This is a genomic window from Paenibacillus sp. J22FR5, from assembly GCF_059691975.1.
The window spans coordinates 267,362-292,807 of sequence record NZ_JCAUAN010000005.1; the positions used below are offsets into that span (position 1 = coordinate 267,362).

A 25,446-nucleotide genomic window follows, 5' to 3' on the forward strand; every position below is an offset into this window, starting at 1 on the left:
AGATAGCCTTGTTTTTTTTTTTTTGAGAAAAAAAGAAACAATTCATAACGGTTCAAATAAACGACAAATACGCCAAGAATTGTACGAATTAAGTGAAGACAGGATTCGACATGGTTCTACAAAATTCTCATTTATCGAAACTTTACATTGTTAGTTCATTCTGATTGAGAAAATTCCTTGAGAAATTATTGAAAAAAATGTCTAACATTTTCCTCTGTATATGTCGATATACCTATTGGACTTATAACGCAAATATAAATTTAAGGAGGAAGTCCTATGTTTAAGTTTAAGAAAAAGGTATCGGCATTAACGGCAGTAGCTACAATAGCAGCAACTTTCGTAAATGTGGTTCCGGGATATGCAACGTCAACGCCACCGAAAATCGACTTCACGAGTGAGTCAGTAACGGGTATTACTTATGGTCAAGTGAAGGACTATACGCTTAATAGTAGTTCACTGGTAACACTTACAGCTGATGTAGCACCTGTATCCATCGTACCAGGAACATCCACTTTCAAGTATCATCTTGTTGGCGGGACTACTGAATCTACTTTAACGATCCCAGCTCGTCCAGCAAAACCGGCGTTGATTGTGGATTATTCTGGTGAGAAAGTCAGTTTATTGAAAGACATGAAGTACAGCGTCAATGGCGGAACAACTTGGACCACAGTAACAGATGCTACATATGCTTTATCATTGAAAGATGTAATTCCGATGAATAGCGCATCTAGTTCGGTAACGCTATCTGTTTACAGATCGGCAACAGCTACCACTTTCAGCTCTGAAAAGAATAACATTACACTTAATAAACGTGATGCTGCTCCTAGTGCCACACTTGATCTGAATGCTGAAAAAGTTAACGGTGTAAGTAACACAATGGAGTACAGCACAAATGGAACTACATGGACGGCAGTTACAGCAACGTCTATCGATGTTAAGTCGCTTATTCAAGCAAATTCCGGTACTGCGACAACGTTGTTTGTTCGCACTAAGGGGAGCACGACCAGCACCAAATTTGCCTCAGATTCTAAACAAATTACGTTGAACAAGCGCCCTGCCACTCCAACAGGTATTACTTTTACTACTGCAACTGGAGTTCTTTCCGGTGTAGCAACAACGATGGAATACGGCGTTGGAACAACCCCTACAAGTTGGACTACTTTCACAGGTACAACGGCAGATGTCAGCTCTCTTGTCAGCAGCACTGCTGATGTAACTTTGAAAGTACGGACAAAGGCTGTTGCTGGCACACAAACACCTGCATCTGATGCAGCTAGCGTAGTTTTGAAGAAAGCAGGAGCAGCGCCTACAGCAACTCTGAGCTATGCTAATGAACAAATTACACCGCTCGATTCTGGTAAAACTGCAGTAAGTACAGATGGCGGAGTTACTTATACAGTAGTTAACGCCACGTACTACAATGTAACACCAAGTAACACTGTTACACAGACAGTATATTTGCGCACTGTAGCTACGACTGATGCTCCAGCATCTGCACCAAAAATAATAACAGTTCCAGCTCGTCCGGCTGCGCCAACAACACCTCAGTTCGACAAGGCAAACGAGGCGATTTCGATTGCTGCTGATTTTGCTAAGATGGAATACAGTTTGGATGGCGGAAATACATTTAGGATAGCTACCGCAAAAAATAGCGTTTCTGATATACTTTCAGATACAGTTACAAGTAATGTATATGTACGTTTTAAGTCAACTACAACAGCATTCTATTCGGCTAATCAAGTGATCACGCTTCCGGCTCGTGGTGCTAAACCAACAGGACTAACAATTAATTATACGGCTGGGGACAAGTTGACTGGTTTATCAACTTCTGTTCACGAGTATAGTACAGATGGAAAGAAATTTAGCCCTGTAACAGCAACAACTCTGGACCTTACTAACTTTATCAAATCTTCAGCTACTACTCCGACGACTTTGATGGTTCGTGAGAAAGCTTCATCGAGTTCCGTAGCTTCTAATGTATACGCATTTAATCTTCCTATTCGCGAACTCGCTCCTGCAGTTGTTGTCGTATATCCGTCAAATGCGATCTACGGAGTAGACAGCTCGATGGAATATTCAATTAATGCAAGTTCAACAGCGCCTACTTGGACTAGTGTTACAGGCAGTTCTATTGACATCAGCACTCTGCTAAGCGCAACCGCGACAGTAGACGTAACAATTCGTGTCAAAGCAACATCTACAGTACCTGCATCAGACAGCGTTAAGGTATCACTAGCGAAAATGCCTAGTGCTCCTGTCGTCACTAAAGATGATACCAAAAACACAATTTCCGGACTTAATAATACAATGGAGTACACCACAAGCACAAATGGTGGAACGACTTGGTCAGCTTACAAAACTTACAATATCGGAACTGCTCCTGTACTTACAGGTAGTATCCAAGTGAAGGTTCGTGTCAAAGCAACGGCTACAGCTCCAACAAGCGCCGCTTCTGCAGCTCTAATCTTTACACCTTAGAAGTATTTTTGAATTTTAAAAGACTGTAATCACCAGTAGATTGGTACTCACAGACTGGACACTTTGAGAAAGTGTCCAGTCTGTGAGTACCTTTTTTGTATTACTAATGTAAGCACCGGAGGGGATTACATATGACTCTCGAAAGAAAGCTTCTTGACGTCTTATGAAGCGTGAACTTACACAGGATGAAGTGATTGAAAGACGGGTATCAAGAATTAAACTTTCCGAATCAAATAGCTAGATACGTAAGAGATTCCGGGTAGCTTCCCGTTCGGGTAAATCCATCCCCTACTAAGTATAACCTTACTCCCATTCTAATTCGGTTTCGAAATTCAAATGCAACGGAGCAGGAAGTAGGTCGAAAATATCTTGAATCATCTCGATGGCAAGCATAGTATCCAGTGTGTGAGGCGGGTTATCTTGACGGTTTACCCAATCACGAACCGAATATGTAGAGTTCATACTTATTACAACAAGTTCTTTCATCCATGTCAAAAAGTGCGGACCCTATATGACTTGACATTACCATCAAACACGTCATAATGATAATATCAAATCGACATTAAAGTTGTGAGAGCAGGTGGCACAATGGATGCAAACGGAAATGAATCACACTACACTTCCCATAAATATCGGACACCAGATGGTGCACCAAGCGATATCGTTATCTTCACCATTACCTCAACTGAAAAGAACACCACCAAGAAGGCTCTGCTCATTCGGGCCTGGCGGGTTTTGTCAAGAGTCGGAAAGTATGTACGCTTGCGCAATGGGGGAATTGCAAGAAGAAACAGGTGTGACCGATGTTCAAATGGAATACTTTAACGTCTACAGTAAACCTGGCCGTGATCCAAGAGGATGGATCATCTCTCACGCTTCTTCGCTTTAGTTCACTAGAAGTGGTTGGCTGAAAGGCGTGCCGACACGGATGCGTCTGATGTGCGCTTATTTACGGTGGAGGAGGCTCTTGGGCTAGCGTTAGCTTTTGATCATAGGGAGATTTTGACCGACGTGTTGCAGAAAATCCGAGAAAAGATGCTCACAACAACGATTGCCAAGGAATTTCTTCCTTAAGAGTTCACGATTGGTGAGGTGTATCTAGTCATCCAAACCATCGTTCCGAGTTTTGAGGAAAGCAATTTCATTCGCAAAATCACGTCTACACAAAGCCGCAAAGGAATTATTGAAGAAGCCGTGGAGCGAAACGGAGTGGTAAATCTTTCAAACCGCTACTCGCAGAGAGCAGCACAGCTCTATCGTTTTACCGATCTGACGCCACAGCTGTCCATTTACAGTTAGGCGCTTCTCTTTTATCTTTTGATAATGTCATATTGATAGTATTGTTGTTTGGGAACTAACCTTAAGGAGGGAAAGTATTGAAATTACAGGTTGCAGGGAAAGCATCGAAATGGTTTGTCTATCAGAAAATGATCATTGTCTTTATCTTATTCTTCCTCCCACTTATTTCCATAAACATTTGGTTGAATTACAAAGGAATGTCCATCACGAGACAAACCATTCTGAATTCCACTTTGGCAGGCGCGGACTTTTATTCTAAACAGCTGGATAACGAACTGTATTTAATTCGAAATTTACAGAACCAGCTGCTAAACGACGATAATCTGCAGAAGCTGAGTTTCCGGGGCAGGACACTGGAGAATTATGAAGAGGTTCAGCTCATTAATCAGGTTAGGGATCGACTTACGACTCTTACCGAATCCAGCGCATATGTGGTGAACGCCGGCGTTTATGTCGAGGCCATCGGAAAAACGATTTCCACGATGAATGGCGCTACCGTTACACCCAATCCGGAAATGGAATTGATTCAGTCCCTCATCCCGAGTACGCCAAAGCATTCGTTTTATCGGACCGGGGAAAGGATCTTTTTCATTGAAGTTGAGAATAACGGCGGTATCTGGTCCTATATCGAAATTTCCATACCTAAGCTGCTAAACGCTTTAAGAGAAATTACAAAGCTGTATCCGGAGTCCAATGTCTTTCTTGGAAATCAAGAATCTGGTATTGTCTTGACGACTGCGAAGGAAGTCAAGGATTCAGCCGAGATATTGAACTTGACAGGCGAGTCAATTGTTAAAGAACCGAATAGGTCGGTGATAAGAAAGCTCCATGGTATAAGTTACTTTATCATCCAGGATGAGGTCAGTTCCATGCACTTGTCTTTAATGATGTACGTAAACCAGAATGAAATCACGCGTCCTTTAGTCCATTTCAGTTCATGGTTCTATTCCCTATTCTTTATGGCTGTTATCGTTATGGTGCTGTACTCATTTTCTGTTCATTTGATGATCCACAGACCATTATCCAAGCTGGTCAAAGCCTTCCATATGATTGAAGCCGATAGCCTCAATATTATGATTGAGTCCAAATCAAACGATGAGTTTCATTATGTCTTCAACGGATTCAATAACATGGCCCACAAACTGAAGAAATCGATCGAAGAAAACTATGAGCAAAAGATTGCGTTGCAGCACTCCCAGTTCAAGCAGCTCCAATCTCAAATTAATCCGCATTTTCTTTACAATTGCTTTTTCAATATTCATGTGATGTGCCAAGTGGGGGACACGGACGGAGCCGCTACGCTTTCGCAGAAACTAGGGAGCTACTACGAGTACATCACAAGAAGCGGATCGGATGAGGTTCCGTTTTATAAAGAATACCGCCATGCACTCGATTATTGTGAAATTCAATGTATTCGTTTCTCAAACCGGATTGCTTACGAATATCAAGAAATATCGAATATCCCGCAGTTTATCCCCGTGCCGCGGCTTATTATTCAGCCCATTGTCGAAAATGTATTCGAACACGCCTTTGAAGACGGTACAGAGGAAGGGATCGTTTATATTAGTACGGAATATCACGAAGGTAGATTGCAAGTAACGGTTGAGGACAACGGGAACATGCTAACCGATGAACATGTGGAACAATTGCGAAAAAAACTCACAATGGATTCGAAACATATTGAACAAACGGGTTTAATTAACGTGAATAACCGGCTTCAGCTAAAGTATGCATCGGGCAGCGGACTCTTCGTCTCGCGCAGTCCGTATGGGGGATTAAAGGTTGATTTAGTTATAATCTTTGGATAAGGAGGCTTGACCATGTACCGATTGTTGATTGTAGACGACGAGCCCGGCATCGTAAATGGCTTGGTTCAGCTTTTTCAGGAGAATACTCAATTCGAACTGGATGTATGCAAAGCCTATTCCGCCAAAGAAGCTGTCGAGATCGCTAAGAAAAAGAAGCTGGATATTCTAGTCAGCGATATACGTATGCCCCAAAAGAGCGGACTTCAGCTCATTGATGAAATTACCTTCTATTGGCCGTTATGCCGAATTATATTTCTGAGCGGATACAATGATTTTGATTACATTCATGAAGCTCTGCGCAAAAACGTGGACGATTATATCCTGAAAACAGAAGGAGTTGGCCCCATTTTCGAAGCCGTGAAGCAGGCTTCCAAAAAACTCGATGAAGAGAATCGCCGAAGAATTCAAGAAGAGAAGGCTAGGATGCATTTTCAAATCGCCGAGCCTTTTTTGAAAGACGAGCTAATGAGAAGGGTTCTGGAAGGTGAGCCTAAGCGTTCACTGAGAAACGAGCCTCGTTATGAAGATGTGGACTTTGGCATTTCGATTGATCAGCCGGCATTTTTACTGTTTGGAAGCATAGACCGCTTGGAGGATGCGACTTCCAGGGGGTTTCTTGAATCTGTTCAAAGGACACTTGACAATTACCTGCCCGCGACAATTGCAAGAGAGCAGGCTATTTTAGGTAATGATCTTGTCTGGCTTCTTCAGCCTGAAGCGGTGCTGCTAAGTCGTTTTCAGGCCGCTGAAACGGCGATTGAATCGCAATGGAATGCTGTCAAAGTCTATATGAAAGGCATTTTGGAACAAGTACAAAATGATTGTGAACTAAGGTTGGATGTATTCGTATCATTCGGCATATCCGGTAATCCTGTAAGCATATGGGACACGATTCGGGATCAATATAAATCCTTACGGTCCATGCTGAAAAACAGGGTGTCAGCAGGCCAAAATATGGTCATGATCGACCTCGAAGGATCCAGTATGGATGAGGAATCTTTATATGAGGGCGTCGGGATGAGGCAAGAAGACGTAAAATCGTTGGTCATTGACCAGATTCATACGTATATACATGAGCATTTATCCGGAGATATCTCGCTGACCTCCATTGCGGAGAAAGTGCATTTTAACCCATCGTACTTATCTCGCTTTTATAAACAAATAACAGGGCGTAATTTGCTGGAATATATCCATATGATGAGGCTGGAGGAGGCGATTCGCCTTATGGAGCATACCAACCTGAAGTTAAACGAAATTGCTGTGCGAGTCGGGTTTGATTCGCATTCCTATTTCACGACATTCTTCAAGAGAAAGAAGGGTATCTCCCCCCAGGAATATCGGAATAACAAATGAGTAAAGAAAGTGAAAGTGAATGTAAAAAACTCAAAATTGAAAGCACATTCACCAGGTATCATAATTAATTTAGTAATAGATTCATCATAATTAATAGAAAAAGGGAGGAACGTGTTCAATATGAAACGGATTGCGACATGGAAGATGATTTTGATTGCGACGATGACGTTTTCGGTATTATCAGCATGCTCAAATCAAGGAAAAGAGACAGCTAATTCAACGCCTCAGACCTCTACCAATGGGGGGGAAAAGGGTAGTAACACGTCAAATGACCCATTAGGCAAGTATCCTAAGACGGTAACGGTCAATGAAGTGTTGGGCTATAATCCTCCTGAAGATCCACGCACACCCAAAGGAATTACTCCGGAACAGAATGCTTACCTTAAAGATCTTAAAGATATGCTCAATATTGAAGTCAAATATAAATGGACAGTTCCAACAAATCAATACGACCAGAAATTTTCACTAGCCATTGCTTCAAATGACTTGCCGGATATTATGGAACTGGCTCAGACGAATTATGAGAAGTTGAAAAAAATGGGGAAGCTCGCCGATCTGACCGAGGTCTATAACAAATACGCCTCCCCAGCACTCAAGAAGTACATGGAGTCCGACGGTGGCTTTGCAATGAAGGCATTCAGCGAGGATGGCAAATTATACGGACTTCCAGGATTTGAGGATCCTTTCCTATCCACACAACTGCTTTGGATTCGAAAGGATTGGCTCGACAACCTGCATTTGCAAGCGCCCAAAACAATGGATGAATTAGAAAAAGTAGCGTTGGCTTTTGTGCAAAATGACCCGGATCAAAACGGTAAAAGCGATACCTATGGGATTGCAACACAAAAAAGTCTGTTCTTCTGGGGATTTGACCTCCGGGGCTTCTTTAACGGATTTGGTGCTTATCCGTCAGTTGGCGACGGCCAGACCGCTTGGATGAAGGATAGTAGCGAAAAATTGATTCCAGGGCTCATCCAGCCTGAGGTGAAGACAGCACTTGGCAAGCTGCAGTCTTGGTACAAGGAAGGCATCTTGAATAAAGAATTTGCGTTGATGGATGAGAATAAGACAGTAGAAGATATTACAGCAGGTAAAGTAGGGATTTCCTATGGGGAATGGTGGTATCCGAACTGGCCTTTGAACTTGAACGTTGACAAGGATAAAAACGCGAACTGGATCGCGCTGCAAATTCCAGGTTTGAATGGTGCTGGGAAATCACTCGTTCCTAAGCTTCGCTTAAGCAAACTCATCGCCGTAAACAAAGATATGGAAAACCCGGAAGCTGCCATTAAGATGATTAACTTCTACATTGAAATGGGCAATAAGAAATATATGGATCAGAATAAAGCTGAGAACGGTTATGTATACAACTGGTTCGTTCCCCGGATTTACAATCCGGCTCAAATTGAAACGATCTATACCGAAGTCAATAAGTCGCTGGAAGCGAAACAAAATGAAATTACACTGGATGACGAGAATTACAAAACCGTAGCAGATGTCTTCAAGGCTTCAACGAATTATCTTGCGGGAAATACTTCGGAAGCAACCAAAGGCGTGAACTGGGGACAATATTTTAGCCGCGCGTCTAAAGATGGTGGCTGGGGAATTACGCGTCAGATCAAACAGAGTAAAGCTTATGTAAACAATGAGTTCTACGCACTTCCTACTAAAACCCAAACGGAAAAGGGATCACAGCTTGATAAATTGATGTCGGAGAGCTTCACCAAGATTATTATGGGCGGGTCTCTTGATGAATTCGATAAATTTGTTTCCAGCTGGAAATCCCTTGGCGGTGACCAAATCACCGATGAGGTCAATGACTGGCACAACAAGCAATCTGTAAAATAATTTGTTGATTAGACGGGAGGGTATGGTTCCGAGCAATTGGCAAATCCCTCCCTTTTTAATCGGAAGGAGGTCCGTCATTGAGGACTCTGAAAAAAGAATATCCGCTTCATTTGATGCTGATGCCCGGCATGATCGTCACACTGATCTATGCCTATGGCCCCATGGCCGGCCTTGTGATGGCTTTTCAGCAGTTTGAGCCGCTGTCCGGCTTTTTTCACTCCAGGTTCATCGGATTAGATAATTTCAGGTATATTTTCGAGTTGCCCGATTTCAAACAGGTGCTATGGAATACTATTCTTATCTCGGTTTTTAAAATGATGCTGTTCTTGCTTGTTCCATTGATTCTGGCACTGCTTCTTAACGAGGTAACCAAAAAATGGTTCTCGCGCATCACGCAATCATCTATTTTTTTGCCGTTCTTTCTCTCATGGGCCGTACTTGGCGGCGTCATTATTGAATTATTCTCTCTGAATGGTCCGATAAACGGCCTGCTCACCGCATTGGATATAAAGCCTATTATGTTCATGCTGAACAACCAGTGGTTCCGAGGGATAATAATCGCTTCCGATGTCTGGAAAGGGATGGGCTACAATATGATTGTTATGCTTGCGGCTATCACCGGGATCAATGCGACCCTATATGAGGCAGCTGAAGTAGACGGGGCCGGAAGATGGAAACAAATGCTGCATATCACGCTTCCAGGGATGGCGCCGATTCTGATTTTACTGGGAGTATTAAGCCTTGGAGGAATTCTCAATGCGGGCTTTGAGCAAATCCTGATTCTATATAACCCGACGGTCTACGCGGGTGCGGATGTTATCGACACGTTCGTTTACCGGCTCGGGATGTTTAGTCAACAATTCGGACCCGCCGCCGCTGTCGGATTGTTCAAGTCCGTGATTTCCCTTGTACTCGTGTCTTTGACCTACTATGCGGCCTATAAATATAACAATTACAGAATTTTTTAACATAGAGGTGGAGAGATGCGTAATCGAACAATTGGAAGAACGCTTTTCGTACTAGTCAATTCGCTGCTTCTAACGGTTATCACCATACTGGGCATTCTTCCGTTCCTTCATTTGCTCTCGATCTCGCTTAGTTCGAACACAGCGGCAATTGCAGGCGAGGTAAAGCTGTGGCCAGTCGGTTTTAGTCTGGATGCGTACGACTATCTAGGTCATAAGATTGAGTTTTTTCGTTCGCTTAAGGTGTCCGTCGAGAGGGTCATATTGGGCACAGCGATCAATTTGTTTCTGGTGTTTATTACGGCTTATCCGTTATCGAAATCTACTGAAGCATTTAGGCTCCGAACCAAATATGTTTGGTTCTTTGCGATTACGATGTTTTTCGGTGGCGGGTTAATCCCAACCTATATCATCGTATTGAGCACCGGCTTGATAAATTCCATATGGGCTCTGATTGTGCCTGGAGCACTCAGTGTTTGGAACATGGTCCTGATGCTGAATTTTTTCAGAACGATTCCGAAGGAACTGGATGAGGCAGCAACGATTGATGGAGCAGGACATTGGAGAATATTGTTTCACATTTACTTGCCAGTCTCACTGCCGTCCATCGCAACTATAGGATTGTTTACGATTGTTGGACACTGGAATTCATGGTTCGATGGCATTCTGTACTTGAATTCTCCGAGTAAATACCCTTTACAGACCTATCTGTCCACACTCATCATGTCGAGTAGTTCTCAGATGGCGTCGCTCTCGGTTGAACAGATCAAGGAGATGGGGAATTTAAGCGATAAAACGCTTAGGGCAGCCCAAATTTTCATGGGGGCGCTGCCAATCATGCTTGTGTATCCCTTCTTGCAAAAGTATTTTGTCAAAGGAATGACGGTAGGAAGCGTAAAAGAATAGTTTAAAAAAAGTATTGGAGAAGATATAGGATGAGCAAAATTAAGGTTGCATTAATCGGAGCAGGTCAACGCGGAGTCAACTATCTGGAATACGCTTTGCAGCATCCACATGAAGTTGAAGTTGTTGCGGTTGCGGAACCTGTTCGAGAGCGGAGAGAGAGCTTTAAAGGCAGACATGGTGTTGCCGATTCGAAGTGTTTTGAGAGTTGGGATGATTTATTCGCTGTTCCCAAGCTAGCTGATGCCGTATTGATCTGCACGCAGGATAAACAGCATTTTGAGCCGGCCATGAAGGCTTTGAAGGCGGGTTATCATGTGCTTTTAGAGAAGCCGATATCGCCAGACCCCGAAGAATGCATTCTGATGGGGGAATTGGCTTCCCAGTCTGGCCTGGTGTTTTCCATCTGTCACGTACTTCGGTATACGCCGTTTTTCTCGACGCTGAAAGAATTGCTGGATCAGGATACAATTGGTCAACTAATGTCGATCCAACATAATGAGAATGTGGGTTACTGGCACCAAGCGCACAGCTATGTGCGTGGGAATTGGCGCCGCAAGGACGAGTCTAGTCCGATGATTCTGGCAAAGTCTTGCCACGATCTTGATATTCTGCTCTGGCTGGCAAACTCGGATTGCGTTAGTGTATCCTCGTTCGGTTCACTTAGTCATTTTACGGTTAGTCAAGCACCAAAAGGAGCCCCTGCCCGCTGTTTGGACGGTTGCCCGGTTTCGGATGAGTGTCTCTATTATGCGCCGAAGCAATATTTGACAGACGATACCGATTGGCCGACTTCCGCTATCAGCGATGATAATAGCTATAGTGCCCGCTACAAGGCCTTACTTAAGGGGCCTTACGGCAGATGTGTTTACCATTGCGATAATGACGTTGTAGACCATCAGGTCGTTAATTTGGATTTTGCCAATGGGGTTACAGTGTCATTCACGATGAGTGCATTCACGAGAGATGTCAGCCGAACGATTAAATTAATGGGAACCCGTGGGGAGATCCGAGGTGCCATGGAGAAGAATGAAATTGAGATTCTCCATTTTGGGAGTGGGAAAGTCGAACGGATCAATTTTGAGAATGTGAGCGGTCATGTTGGTCATGGAGGGGGGGATGCGAGGTTGATCCAGGATTTTCTGAAGATGGTTCGTTCAAATGGCAGAATTCAAGGGCTAACCTCGGCAAACCGCTCTGTTCAAAGCCATCTTATGGCATTCGCAGCTGAGGAATCCCGTATCGAGAGAAGCACCGTCCATTTACAGGAATTTAGGAAGCGTTTCGGAACGCGACAAGACAAAAGAGGGGATGAGATATGACACATTCGCTCAACAGATTTGAGACTCGTGTTCTGAGTTCATTAGCCAAAGTGTTCTCTGATGAAGAATTAGTTGAAGCGGCGTATGAGAAAGGATCCATGCTGCTGAACGAAACCTATTCCTTTCAAGTCGCATTCCGCTCGGAGCGGCTTCTGAAAGGGATTAACGTTAAGATTGAATCAGCAATAGAGAAATATATTGCGGTCCGAAGCGTCGGAGTCGTACCTTCGGAATTGCCGGCTTATCATGATCATGACGATAATGTGCTTCGTGTCTTACCCGGTTTATATCCTGATCCGCTATTTCCATTATTTGAAACGGAGGGGATAAACGCGCCTCCGGGGCAATGGCGGTCGATTTGGATAACAGTGGAGCTGGAAGGAAATGTGGAGCCAGGTCTATATAGCATCTGCATTGGTTTGGAATCAGAGGAGGGGGTCATGCAAGGGCGGGAGACCTTTGAATTGGAAATCATAAACGCCTCCCTTCCCAAGCAGCGGCTGATTCATACGGAATGGTTGCATGCAGACTGTCTTGCGACGCATTACGAGACGGAAATTTTCTCGGAGAAGCATTGGGCATTGATGGATTGTTATGTTCAAACGGCGTTTAAACACGGTGTTAACATGATATTGACTCCTTTGTTCACGCCGCCGCTTGATACCGATGTCGGCGGAGAAAGGCCAACAGTTCAGCTTCTCGATATTGAAGTGACCGCGCCGCATTCGTATCAATTCGGCTTCGATCGTTTGAAGAGATGGGTTGAAATGTGCCAAAGCCGTGGTGTCGAATACTTTGAGTTTTCTCATCTTTTCACACAATGGGGAGCCAAACATGCGCCGAAAATAATGGCAATGGAGCAAGGGGAATGCAAACAGATTTTCGGTTGGGAGACAGATGCGTCGGGAGAAGCGTACAGACGGTTTCTCGCGCAAATGCTGCCGTCCTTGACGAAATGGATTCATGAAAATGGCCTCTCGAAACAAAGCTTCTTTCACATTTCAGATGAACCCACTATCGATCATCTTGAATCTTATGGGAATGCAAGCCGAATGGTTCGAGAATATCTGGATGACTTTCCGATTATTGATGCCTTGTCTGATTATGATTTTTATGAGAAAGGCCTGGTGAAAAATCCGGTTCCGGCAAATGATCATATGGAGTCGTTTCTTGAGAACGGGGTGTCTCCATTATGGACTTATTATTGCTGCGTACAGTATAAAGCGGTTTCAAACCGTTTCTTTAATATGCCGTCCGCGCGCAATAGGATCTTGGGTATTCAGCTTTATAAGTACAATGTTTCCGGTTTTTTGCATTGGGGCTACAATTATTGGTATTCGCAGTTTTCACGCCGGGCCGTCGATCCGTATCGCGTAACGGATGCAGATCATGCCTTTGCATCTGGAGATGCCTACTTGGTATATCCCGGTGAACAAGGGCCGATCGAATCGATTCGTCTTGAAGTACTGCAAGAAGCGTTACAAGATTTACGGGCGCTGCAGCTCCTAGAGGAGATTCATGGCAGGCAGTACGTGCTGGATGCCTTGGAGGACGGGCTTGAGCGGCCGATTTCATTCCATTGCTATCCGGTCGAGGCCACATGGCTGTTATCGAAGCGGGAATGGATCAACAGGAAAATAAAAGAGCATTTACAGTAGAAAAAGAAAGCGTTAACAATACCATTGTATTCGGGAGGGAATCATGATGAAGAAGTTGTTTATGAAGAAATGGTTTGTTCTATTTGTAATGCTATGCATGATTGCAACTATGCGCATTCCGCCACCGGCCAGCGCAGCAGGAACGACATACTATGTGGATTCTGAAAATGGCAATGATGCTAATTCCGGTACCGACACATCGGCTGCGTGGAAATCGCTCACCAAAATCAATGCGACTGTTTTTAATCCAGGTGACACTCTCTTGTTTAAAACCGGAGGAATATGGAACGGACAGCTATCTCCAAAAGGATCCGGAGTAAACGGCAGTCCAATTGTGATCGATAGGTATGGTACCGGCAGCAAGCCTGTTATTAACGGTGGCGGGTTGAATAACACAGGGACGATCTATCTGGTCAATCAGGAATATTGGGAGATTAACAATCTGGAAATTACGAATGATGACAACCTGAGCACCAATGATACGACAGACGTTAGAATGGGCATCTATTATAAGATCGATGCCAATATATCGGAAAGCAACCATGTGTTCCATCACATTTATATTCGAAATTGTTATATCCATGATGTAGATGGGAACGAGAACGGGTCTGCCGCCGGGGCAGGGATCTCCGGAGAAATTGTCGGACCAAGCACAGCTTCATCTGCTAGATTCGATGACATCCGGATTGAACATAACACCTTGACGAAAGTAGACCGGACGGCAATCCAGCCGAATAAGTTGAACATTTTCACTTGTCCCGGTACAGACTCTTGCTTCCGAGACGGAGTCCGTAACAATAACCAATGGGGCACGGGTTTCCATGTAGCTAATAATACAATGAGCGATATTGGCGGAGACGGGATTCTCATGCGGGAAACCAAGGATGCGATCGTCGAGCATAACGTGTTGTCTAGCTTTGGAACAAGAGCGTTAACGACCACGGCTGTTGCCGGAATTTGGTTATGGAACGCCAATCATACGATATTCCAGTTCAATGAAGTATACGGAGGTCCTGCTTCGAACCAAGACGGCTGCGCATTTGACTTCGATTATTACGGCATCGATACTGTTTACCAGTACAACTATAGCCATGACAATCCGATGGGCACTGTTTTGCTTATGGGAGCGAATGAAAATGATATATTCCGCTACAACATCAGCCAAAACGACGGCTTGGCTTTCCGCCATTTTGCTTATAATGAGACGACGTCGGCGTATCTCTACAACAATATCTTTTATTATGACGGCGCTAATCATAAGATTAACGGAGACAGCAGTGATGAAACAAAATTAGGCTATCATTTCTATAACAATATTTTTTATAACACGAGCACGACAACACCGACGAAATGGGGAAATGGCAACTGGGATCAGCTGACGTTCAGCCACAACATTTTTTACGAAGCCAGCGGACAACATACACAGCAGGAGCCTTTCGATCCTTATGGGATGACGGGTAATCCGAAGTTTGTGAATCCCGGTTCGGGAAGTATTGGTCTTGATACGCTGCAAGGGTACCAGCTGCAAACGAACTCTCCTGCTATCGACGCCGGTATCGAAAGTCCGCAAGCTCAAGGAATCAAGGACTTTTATGGAAATATGATCAATGCCGTAAGTCCCGATATGGGTGTTCAGGAATTGACGGGAACTCCTTCCACAGCGATACGCATCTATGTACCACAGCAGCAGATGAGCGCCGTTGTGACAAGCAGCACGACAGGCCATAGCTCTATGAGTGCGGTAGACGGTCAGGATCAAACCTATTGGCAATCGGAAGACGGATCGAATCCATCCTTGACGATAGCTTTGGGAGGGACATACAACATCGATCGTGTCATCTACGTTCCTTCAGCAGATGATGCGGCCGGAGTCATTACCAATTACCAAGTGTATACAAGTACCGATGGCGTAGGCTTTACAAAAGTTGCTACCGGCACGTGGGCAAACAATACATATGGGAAAAGGGCGGTGTTCTCGTCCGTTTCGGCTTCCTATATTAAAATTATAGCACTGCATTCATCGGGACATACTTCTGCAGCGGAAGTACAGGTCGGAATCGGTACAGGAACAAATGGAGCGGGGCTTTACACGAAAATATCGCAATCATCTATGACCGCTACAGCTTCAAGTATTTATAGTAGTTCGTATGCTGCAGCCAAGGCGATTGATGGAAGTACTTCGACTTATTGGTATCCATCTAGTCTTCCAACACCTGCGAGTCCTCAGTATATCATCCTGACATTGAATCAAAAGTACACCATTTCAAAATTCGACTATAAACCTTATTCAGGGGCATACGCGGTTACAGCGTATAAATTGTACGTCAGTACGGACGATGTCAATTTCACGGCAATCCCAACCGGTACCGGCAACCCGGGCACATGGGCAGCAGATTCAAGCACGAAGGTAGCTACCTTTGATCCGCTAGAAGCGACAACTTTTAAGTTCGAAATGACTGCAACAGGAGGCAGCAGACCTGCGGTTTTAGAACTAAATCTGTATTCTCCAGATAATTCGGTGCCGGTTCCGGCTCAACCGACCCATCTGACAGCTTCGCCGGTTGATTCACAAGTGAACCTGATGTGGTCGACCGTAACGGATGCGACATACTATAATGTGAAGCGCAGTACGAACAGTGGTGGGCCGTATACGACGATTGCCGCCAGCGTAACAGGAGCAACTTATTCGGATGCGGGCTTAGTTAACGGAGCAACCTATTACTATGTAGTAACTGCAGCAAACCCCGGAGGTGAGAGTTCAAACTCTAAAGAAGTAAACGCAACTCCGGTACAAGCACCGACAGTACCGACAGTACCGACAGCACCATCCGATTTGACAGCGACAGCGGGCAATGCTCAAGTAAGCTTGACATGGAGCACCGTCACCGGCGCGACGTACTATAATGTGAAACGAAGTACGACCAGCGGTGGTCCGTATACGACGATTGCCGCCAATGTAACTGGAGCAACTTATTCGGATACGGGCTTAGTAAATGGAACAACCTACTACTATGTAGTGACAGCTGCAAATGCAGGTGGAGAGAGCTCGAATTCGAAGGAAACTGGCGCAATTCCGTTTTCCGACAGTAACAACGAAAGTAGTAGCAGCAACAGCACTTCGACAACTGCAACAGCCGGCCAGTCGGTTGAGCCGACCAAAGACGGTGTGCAAATTATCAATGTTCAGCCGGTAAGCGACAAAACCGCAGACGGGACATCGGTCGCAAAAGTAACCATCGAAGGAGATGCATTAGCGCAAGTGATGAAGCTGCTCAAAGCTTCGACAGAAGCGGATCAGCGAATTAACATCGAAGTCAAAGGCAATGAAGACATCGGCAAGGTCGAGGTTCCGGCCGCATCATTGGCGGAACTGTTAGCCGAAGTACCGGCAGCGGTGTTTTCCATGAAATATAATGGGGCAACCTATGACCTTCCGTTGAAGGTAGTGGACATATCTGGCCTTGCGACAGCGTTAGTGTCCGCAGCGAAAGATATAAAAGTCAGCATTAGTATCGAGAAAGTCAGCAGGACAACTTCCGCTGATATCGAAACGAAAGCCAAGCAAGCAGATCTGAAACCTATTACCCCAGCTGTAGACTTTAACGTAACGGCGGAAGCTAACGGGAAACAGGTATCTCTGAATGATTTCGGAAAGACTTATGTTACCAGAACGATTGAAATAACCAAAGTGGTAGATGCGAAGAACACAACCGTGGTTCAATACAACCCGGCAACAGGAACTTTGAGCTTCGTACCTGCGACCTTCTCGGCGTCGGATGGAATTACGAAAGCAAGCCTAAAACGTCCGGGTAACAGTATCTATACAGTTGTAGAGTCCGCCAAAACATTTGAGGACTTGAAAGGCCATTGGTCTCAAGCCGACGTTGAATTGTTGGCATCTAAGCTTATTATTAACGGAATGACAGAGAGCAGCTTCGCTCCGCAAAAAGAAATTACACGCGCACAATTCGCAGAGCTTCTAGTACGTGCTCTGGGGCTGTCGGAAACGAACACAGCACAATTTACCGACGTGAAAACGAATGATTGGTTTGCAGGAGCCATCGGTGCTGCAAGCAAGGCCGGGTTAGTGGAAGGCTTTGAGAACGGCACATTCCAGCCGGATGCGAACATTACTCGTGAGCAAATGGCTGTGATGATCACACGCGCAATGAACTTTGCGGGCAAGAAAGCAGCAGCGGATGTGAAGGACTTAGCCAGATTCACAGATGCTGGGTCCATCAGTGAATGGGCTAAGGATGCCGTAACGCAATCGGTAAATGCGGGAATCATCAATGGCGTGACCAATCAGACCTTCGTACCGAGCGCGAAAGCAAGCCGTGCCGAAGCGGCGGTTATGCTGAAGCGTTTGCTGCAGTATGAACAATTCATTAATTAATTAATATTATAAAAAACGGAGTCCAGCGTTTGAACGCAAATGGGGCTCCGTTTTTTAGAGTTTCGGTGCAACAATCTACTGCAGAAAGGACAGACGAATGATTGCATTCGACCTGCCCTTTCTTTATCATATGCATGACTTCTATCCCGGCAATTGTTTTCTCTGCATCACTTTATAAGCACGATCATGATAATCAAGCTGAAATGATTTCAACATCGTCGGAGAACCATCCAGCAAAAGCACATCATCCAAATGAATGACGGTCTCCTCACAAATCCATCCTCGAATAAAATCTATAGATGTACCCTGCTACAGCAGGTCAAACTATAAAATACGGAATTACGCTAATAAGACGGCTGGTTGTTTGTTCAAGCTTTAATCGTATTTACGCTAAACTACTAGCCAAAAACTCTACTATAATCTAATATATTTTATATTTTTGACGCGATTATTTTTGTTAATCTTAATAAGAGAGTTAAATGGTTATTGGGAGGTATATCAACATTAGGAAAGTACATCTGCTCTAATGAGAATAACCGTGGTATTTATAAATTAATCAGTGCCTTGCGAATCATGGCCATATTTCTTGTAAACGCTTTATTTTTATAATGGGAGGTTTTTTTCTTGAAAAGAAGAATAGGAAAATTGTTTGGTACATTGTTTTTAATCTGTTCTCTTTTGATCAATTTTCTTCAAGTACCGATTGCGGCTGCAGCCGATATAGAAATACCGCAGGATGCAATTAAAATTAATGGCGAAGCTGCAAATCCTGGAAATATTGGTAACGATAATAATGGACAAGAAGGAGGTTATGCTTGGATCGATCACGGTAGTGCCAATTCGTTTATCACTTATGAGGTAACGGTTGGCACCGCTGGATGGTACAACTTCGCCTTCCGATATACCGCTGGAACAGTTGGTGCAGCTAAAGAAAGAACGTTAGCTATAGATACCAATGGTCATCTAAAAGTATCAACGTTGAGTCTTCCGGATACGGGCACATGGAATACGTGGAATACAGTCTTAAAAACGATACAGCTTGAAGCTGGATTAAACACCATTACACTTCGTTCAGAAGCAGTATCGAATGGCATGTGTTTGGACTATTTCCACGTGTGGAAACTAACAGAAGAAGCATCCCTCTCGTCGATTAAGTTTGGGAGCGATTCAATATCTGTTGATGTAGGGAAGACAGCACCTACCGTTGTACAAGCTGTCTACTCCGACAGTTCAACTGTTAATTTGTTGAGTGGCATGATTTATGCTTCCTCCAATAATCAGATCGTTTCGATTGATTCGTCTGGTACGGTTACCGGGGTAGGGGAAGGAACCGCAATGATCACCGCCACATATGGCGCATATACCGCAACGGCGAATATAGCGTCCAATATGCCAAAATTTACTGTTGATCTGGCGAACGCTTACCGCCCTGCAACACATGTAGCTTCTGGTATGCTTTATGGTTTGGCGGAAGCAGGAAGACCGGACAACACACTCATTGCTCCGATAAAACCTAAGAACTTCACGCAGATGGCACCAGGCGGCGGACAGCTTCCGAATGGTGAGACGACACCTATTGGCGATGCACTTCTGGTTGCACCGATCGCGAAGGAGAACGGGGCGACTGTCACGATCCGTATGCCGGATAAGTATCCCAATTTCCCTTATGAATGGGTGAGCTGGGATGATTGGTACGCTAAAGTCACGTCGATCGTGAATGCCCGAATAAGCTCTGGAGCAACTAACATTTACGCATACGAATTATGGAACGAGCCGAATTGGACTTGGGATACGACGAAAGCTGGATCCTTTAATGAAGGTTGGGAAAAAACATACGACAAAATCAAATCTTTGGATCCCAATACTAAGATTATGGGTCCAAGCATTAGTCTTTACGATGAGACTTATATTCGGAATTTCCTGACTTATTGCAAAGCAAATGATTGCTTGCCTGATATCATCAGTTGGCATGAGCTTGGAGATCCGGAGCCGGAAGGTAACTTCAGAGACAAGCCTGGTACCCCGTACATTAAGAACCATCTTGCAAGTTATCGAGCGTTGGAAGTGGAGTTAGGTATTTCTCCACGTCCGATTAGTATCAATGAATACGGCGTTCAGACCGAAGAAGGTATTCCTGGCAACATGGTGCAATACTTCGCACAATTCGAACGTGGTGGTGTAGATACGGCCGATCTTGCATTCTGGTTCAGGCCAGGACGGCTCAGCAACCTGATTACGGATCAAGGAAAGAAGAATGGCGGCTGGTGGCTGTATAAATGGTATGGCGACATGACTGGCAACATGGCGATGACAAAACCTAAATCAGAGACTATGACGCTGGGATTGGATGGCATTGCGAGCATAGATACGGATAAGGAAACGGCTCGAATCTTGTTCGGTGGAACGGACGGAGATTCTGTCATTCAGATAAAGGGATTCTCAGATACCTTGAACTTTGGAAATGAGGTCCATGTGAAGGTGCAAGCGACACCTTGGTACGGAGTGGACACAGCCGTTGACGAGCCATTCGATTATTTCGATGGAAACTTTGAAGTCCACGATGGACAGATTTCCGTCCCACTCAGCGGATTGAAAAGCGCATGGGGATACAGCATGATCATTACGACGTCGGATGGCACCGTAAACACGGTTGAACCTATCGTAGCAAGATATGAAGCAGAAGGAGCAAGAGTAAATCGTGCTGTATACCGGCAAAGCTCTTATGCTTCAGAAGGTCGTTATGTCGGAAATATAGACTTTGCAGACAGCTATGTTCAATTTGAAAATGTTCATGCGGATGCGGCTGGCGTTTATGAGCTTGAGATCGGTTACGCCAATGGGATGTCCAACTCTTCTTCACATATTTTGACAGTAAACGGACAAAGCGCCGGAAACGTAACTTATCCGAAGACAGGTGGCTGGATGAATGCGGTTCCAAACGGTGGCAATCGTAAGACGATTATCATTACTACCACGCTTAGGGCGGGTGACAACACGATTCGATTAACAAAAGGTGATAGTTACGCTGAGCTGGATTATATAAGAGTAGTCGGCGTTGTACCTGAGGTTGGCGTGCAATCGGTCAACGTTCAAGTGGAGGATAATACACAAGTCATTGTGAATGATTCTTTGCAGATAAGCGCTGAAGTTACCCCATCTGGGGCGACGAATAAACAGGTTGTTTGGTCCGTAGTGAATTCGGATGGTTCAGGAACACCCTATGCTAGTATTACCCAGAATGGATTGTTAAAGGGATTAGCACCGGGAGATGTTAAGATTACTGCAACCTCTGTCGATAATCCGCATGCATCCGATACGGTATCGTTAACGATTACACGCAGCCATCCTCTCGTAGTGGACCTGACTGACCGATATCGCCCGGTAACTCATGCAGCTTCCGGCTCATTATATGGTTTGGCAGAGGAAGGTCGGCCAGGGGATGACTTAATCGCCCCGACCAAGCCCTTGATGTTCACGCAGATGGCACCTGATGGTGGACAGTTGCCGAATGGAGAGACGACGCCGATTGGGGACGCACTCAAGGTGGCACCAATCGCTAAACGTAACGGTGCAAAGGTGACGATTCGAATGCCAGATATATATCCTAACTTTCCATACCAATGGATAGGCTTGGATGACTGGAACAGCAAGGTCGACAATATTGTAAATGCGAGAGTCGCTTCTGGTTACGATAATATTTATGCCTACGAATTATGGAATGAGCCAGATTGGACATGGGATACAACGAAAGCTGGCAATTTCCTTGCAGGCTGGAAAAACACCTATAACCGCGTTCGGGTTTTAGATCAAACAACGCCAATTATGGGCCCAAGCTATAGTATATTTGTAGAAAGCCAGATGAGAGCATTCTTGACTTATTGTAAAGAGAATAATTGTTTGCCCAATATCATTAGCTGGCACGAGTTAGGTGACTACGAAGGTAAACCTAATCCGCAAAACATTCAATCGCGTATACGGACGTACAGGCAGATTGAGCAGGATCTTGGCATTGCTCCATTGCCGATCAGTATTAACGAATATATGGCGGCTTCCGAGGATACGATCCCAGGGAATACGATCCAATATATCGCTCAATTTGAACGAGGCGGCGTGGAGACTGCAAATGCCGCTTTCTGGTTCAGACCCGGTAGGATGAGCAATATTATCACGAATACGGGTGAAGCAAATGGATCTTGGTGGCTGTACAAATGGTACGGAGATATGTCAGGGAAGATGACCATGACGGTACCAGCAAGGACCGCTGCAATGGGACTCGACGGAATAGCAAGCCTCAATGAGACGAGCGGTGAAGTACATGTCTTATTCGGCGGAGACAATGGCAGCAATAGGATAGTAGTCAATGGATTCAATTCTTCGTCTCTTTATTCCGAGCGAGCACACGTGAAGGTGGAAGCATCCCCGTGGAATGGTGTTGATAGTGCAGTAAAAGAGCCGATCGCTCTCTATGAAGGTGAATTCGATATTGTGAATGGCCAAATCACGGTGCCGATAACCGATATGCATAAGATTTGGGGATATCATTTGCTCATTACCCCATCGAGTACGGAGAAATCCCGCTACGAAGGTGAGCATGCGACCCTTCATCAAGTGACAATATTGGAAAGCGACTTCGTATCGAATAAACACTATGTCGGACTCATGAATGATCCGAGCAGCTATGTGGAATTTCATGTAAAGGTGCCTAATACCGCTACGTATGCCTTGCAAATCGGATATGCTAACGGTACAGATACCGAATCCGTGCAATCGCTGTTGGTTAATAATGAAGCCACAGCTACAGTATCTTATCCGTCAACCGGCGGCTGGCTCTCGAACGGTCATACCGGTGAAAAATCCGTTAATATTAGTCTAATCGCGGGTGAGAATACGATCAGACTGATAAAAGGAGCGACAGGGGGACTTGTCGATATCGATTATATTCAGTTGAACAAGAAGGGAATATTCGAGCTTCGTTCGGAAGCAGAGAAATCCGAGATCAACGATGCGCTGACATTCAGCGGCAGTTACGCGTCGGATGCTGGCTATGTCGGTTTCATAAATAACTCTAACAGCTATGTACAGCATCGCGTTATCGTTCCAACTTCCGGCATTTATACGATGGAGATCGGATATGGTAACGGAACAAGCAGTAATGCATCCGATAAGCTTGCTGTAAACGGTATTGAACTATCTCCGGTTATCTTGGCTCCAACTGGGGGTTGGATAAATGAATTTGGGAATAAAGGAAACCGTAAGATCATTACGATGACTGTCGAGCTAATTGCGGGGGAGAACACGATACGGTTTACAAAAAATGAAGGTTTTGCTGAATTGGATTTCATCAGACTAATCCAATCGTTTCAAGCGGTGACGAAGGTTAACGTCAGTACGAAGAATGGTGAAACGGAGATCACAACAGGAAATACACTACGATTTACCGCAGATGTGCTTCCTGCGGATGTGACGGAGTCCTCTGTCACATGGGCAGTATATGAACCAGACGGTTTAGTCACGAACAAGGCAACGATAAATGGGAATGGTGAGTTAACAGCAATATCGGCCGGCACCGTGAAAGTGACTGCTAGCTCCATTAACAATCCTGACGTGTCGGGTTCTACACAGATCACGATCAAAGATTTACCAAGCAGCAATGCAGACTTAAGCGGCTTGAGCGTAAGCAGTGGAGCGTTGAACCCGACATTTGCTTCAGCAACAACAAGCTATACGCAAAGCGTAGCGAACAGCGTGACGAGCCTGATGGTCACACCGACGGTATCAGATGCAACGGCAAGTGTGAAGGTGAACGGAGTAAGTGTAACTAACGGTAATACAAACGAAGCAATTCAGCTTAGCGTAGGTGCGAATACCATTACGGTAGTCGTGAAAGCACAGGACGGTACAACAACGAAAACATACACCGTCACGGTGACACGTGCGGCTGCATCTACGACTAGTCAATTGGATAGCGGTTCTTCACCAACGTCGACACCAACGCCAGCACCAAACCCTGAACAAATCACAGTTGAGTCGAAAGTTACTGTAAAAGATGGCTCCGTTCAATCAACTGTTGATGCAGACGAATGGAAAAAGGCACTTGACGAGGCAAATTCAGATGCTAGCGGCAAAACGAAAATCAGTTTGGACATTAAAGAAATCGCAGGAGCCAAAGAATACGTGCAGCAATTGCCGGAGGGTTCAATCTCTAGCAACAAAGAGCCTATTCATCTTGTGATTAAAACGGCTATTGCTTCAATCGATGTACCAAGCAATATGTTTAAAGGAACAGACGCACCTGCAGGCGATCTCTCGCTCAAGATTGCTCATGTAGACAAAAATAGTTTAAATCGTGCTGCGAAAAACGCCGTTGGGAATCGCCCTGTTATTGAACTGAATGTTCAGTCTGGGGATACCAAAGTGAGCTGGAGTAATCCAAGTGCGCCAGTTACGGTCAGCATACCGTATACACCGACTGCTCAGGAGCTGAAAAATCCTGAACACATTGTGGTCCTTTATATCGATGGAAAAGGACAAGTCGTTCCTGTACCAAACGGCAAATATGATCCTCAAACGGGTGCCGTCATTTTCTCTACTACGCATTTCAGTACGTATGCAGTATCCTACGTGGATAAGACCTTCGAAGATGTGGCTGCATTAGATTGGGCTAAAGAGCAAATCGGAACGTTGGCGTCCAAGGGGATCATAAATGGTACATCGGATAATCAGTTCAGTCCCGAACAAGCGGTAACGCGCGCTGATTTCCTAGTCCTACTGGTTAAAACCCTTGGACTGCAAGGCGAATTGGGTGAATCATTTGCCGACGTTTCCGCTGACAAGTACTACAGTGATGCGATCAGAATCGCCAGAAAGCTTGGCATTACCTTCGGCGACGGCAATAATAGGTTTAATCCAAATGCCAAGATCACGAGAGAAGATATGATGGTTTTAACCAATCGTGCTTTGAAAGCAGCTGGTAAACAATTATTGACGGATGCATCGGTAGATTCAATCGCTCATTTTACAGATAAAGCTACCATTGCCGGCTATGCCGCAGAAAGCGTCAATGCTTTGGTACAGGCTGGTTTAATCCACGGGTTTGACAATGCCGTACAACCTAAAGATACAACCACCAGAAAAGCGCAAGCTGCCGTTCTAATCTATAATCTGTATAATTACTTATACTAACTAACATGACATATTACCGAAAGGCAAGCAGGTTTTTAAAAATTAATTAAAGATAATGCTTGAGAATTACCCTCATTATTCAGCAGAGGCTGTAACGGTTCTGTTGAAAATGCTGGAGCACCCTTCTTAGATCGTCACAAATTCGTGGCGGTCTTTCTTTATTAATGATTCCTATTTCAGCTAAGATTTGTACAAGAAAAATCACTTTTACCGGAAGTAATCATACCTATTTAT

Annotated in this window: 11 protein-coding genes and 1 pseudogene; 11 read left to right on the forward strand and 1 reads right to left on the reverse strand. The window is 44.7% G+C overall.

The window, feature by feature from the left end:
• The first annotated feature begins 276 nt into the window (after positions 1 to 276).
• A complete protein-coding gene (locus AC58P7_RS10590) occupies positions 277 to 2,478 on the forward strand; it encodes a hypothetical protein (protein ID WP_497342501.1) in 2,202 nt (733 codons plus the stop codon).
• Between the two features lie 303 nt (positions 2,479 to 2,781).
• Here the strand turns inward: AC58P7_RS10590 and AC58P7_RS10595 are convergent, their stop codons facing one another.
• Complete coding sequence (locus AC58P7_RS10595) at positions 2,782 to 2,940, reverse strand: hypothetical protein (protein ID WP_497342503.1); 159 nt, start codon at positions 2,938 to 2,940, stop codon at positions 2,782 to 2,784.
• A 126-nt stretch (positions 2,941 to 3,066) separates the two neighbouring features.
• On the opposite strand from AC58P7_RS10595, the pseudogene AC58P7_RS10600 reads away from it, so the two are divergent.
• The 10 genes and pseudogenes from AC58P7_RS10600 to AC58P7_RS10645 all read left to right on the forward strand — a co-directional run bounded on the left by AC58P7_RS10600 (position 3,067) and on the right by AC58P7_RS10645 (position 25,212).
• A pseudogene (locus tag AC58P7_RS10600) lies at positions 3,067 to 3,777 on the forward strand (NUDIX hydrolase).
• Positions 3,778 to 3,854: 77 nt separating this feature from the next.
• Positions 3,855 to 5,585 (forward strand): sensor histidine kinase, encoded by a 1,731-nt coding sequence (locus AC58P7_RS10605; RefSeq protein ID WP_497342505.1) that lies wholly within the window; start codon positions 3,855 to 3,857, stop codon positions 5,583 to 5,585.
• Positions 5,586 to 5,597: 12 nt separating this feature from the next.
• Positions 5,598 to 6,938: a response regulator transcription factor gene (locus tag AC58P7_RS10610; RefSeq protein ID WP_497342507.1), complete on the forward strand. Its 1,341-nt coding sequence runs from the start codon at positions 5,598 to 5,600 to the stop codon at positions 6,936 to 6,938.
• A 120-nt stretch (positions 6,939 to 7,058) separates the two neighbouring features.
• Positions 7,059 to 8,786 (forward strand): extracellular solute-binding protein, encoded by a 1,728-nt coding sequence (locus AC58P7_RS10615; protein WP_497342509.1) that lies wholly within the window; start codon positions 7,059 to 7,061, stop codon positions 8,784 to 8,786.
• Positions 8,787 to 8,863: 77 nt separating this feature from the next.
• The gene (locus AC58P7_RS10620; protein ID WP_497342511.1) at positions 8,864 to 9,754 is read left to right on the forward strand and encodes an ABC transporter permease; all 891 of its coding nucleotides are present in this window, start codon (positions 8,864 to 8,866) and stop codon (positions 9,752 to 9,754) included.
• A 15-nt stretch (positions 9,755 to 9,769) separates the two neighbouring features.
• Complete coding sequence (locus tag AC58P7_RS10625; RefSeq protein WP_497342513.1) at positions 9,770 to 10,657, forward strand: carbohydrate ABC transporter permease; 888 nt, start codon at positions 9,770 to 9,772, stop codon at positions 10,655 to 10,657.
• A 29-nt stretch (positions 10,658 to 10,686) separates the two neighbouring features.
• Positions 10,687 to 11,976: a Gfo/Idh/MocA family protein gene (locus AC58P7_RS10630; protein ID WP_497342515.1), complete on the forward strand. Its 1,290-nt coding sequence runs from the start codon at positions 10,687 to 10,689 to the stop codon at positions 11,974 to 11,976.
• Positions 11,973 to 13,634, forward strand: coding sequence for a DUF4091 domain-containing protein (locus tag AC58P7_RS10635; protein ID WP_497342517.1), 1,662 nt, complete (start codon positions 11,973 to 11,975; stop codon positions 13,632 to 13,634). Before AC58P7_RS10630 ends, AC58P7_RS10635 begins: the two co-directional genes overlap by 4 nt.
• 46 nt (positions 13,635 to 13,680) lie before the next feature.
• Positions 13,681 to 18,030 (forward strand): S-layer homology domain-containing protein, encoded by a 4,350-nt coding sequence (locus AC58P7_RS10640; RefSeq protein WP_497342519.1) that lies wholly within the window; start codon positions 13,681 to 13,683, stop codon positions 18,028 to 18,030.
• Positions 18,031 to 18,654: 624 nt separating this feature from the next.
• Entirely contained in the window at positions 18,655 to 25,212 is a 6,558-nt protein-coding gene (locus tag AC58P7_RS10645; protein ID WP_497342521.1) for an S-layer homology domain-containing protein, read from the forward strand.
• Positions 25,213 to 25,446 lie beyond the last annotated feature (234 nt).